This is a genomic window from Nocardioides sp. CPCC 206348 (assembly GCF_048654705.1).
In the GTDB taxonomy this organism is placed as follows: domain Bacteria; phylum Actinomycetota; class Actinomycetes; order Propionibacteriales; family Nocardioidaceae; genus Nocardioides.
The window spans coordinates 1468-1847 of sequence record NZ_JBMCZA010000141.1; the positions used below are offsets into that span (position 1 = coordinate 1468).

The window sequence follows — 380 nt, forward strand, 5'->3', positions numbered from 1 at the left end:
ACACGCGCGGCTCGGCATCGGTGCGAACGGTGATGGTGCCAAGGCGCTGCGGCTGCTCGCGCGGATCCAGGCTGGCAACCAGGTGCGCAGCGTCGACGAGCTCTACAAGGACATGGTGCTCGAGCGGCCGGCGACCTATGCCGCTGCCGACCGGGCCATCGAGCACTTCGACGACCTCGACGCGGCGTACGTCGCCATGCGCACCGAGGAGCAGAAGCTCGAGCTGCTCGAGCCGATCACCGACCTGCACGAGCGCCGGGTCGTGGCGACGCGACGGCGCGCCGAGCTCGATTCGTACGGCGTCACGCTCGCCGGTGACACGCCCCTGCGGCTCTGGCTGCTGCGCACCCACCGGCGGCTCCTCGAGGCCGAGGTCGGCA

General features: G+C 71.3%; 1 pseudogene. It reads left to right on the top strand.

The window, feature by feature from the left end:
• A pseudogene (locus ACOADB_RS09195) lies at positions 1–380 on the top strand (hypothetical protein); the annotation flags it as partial.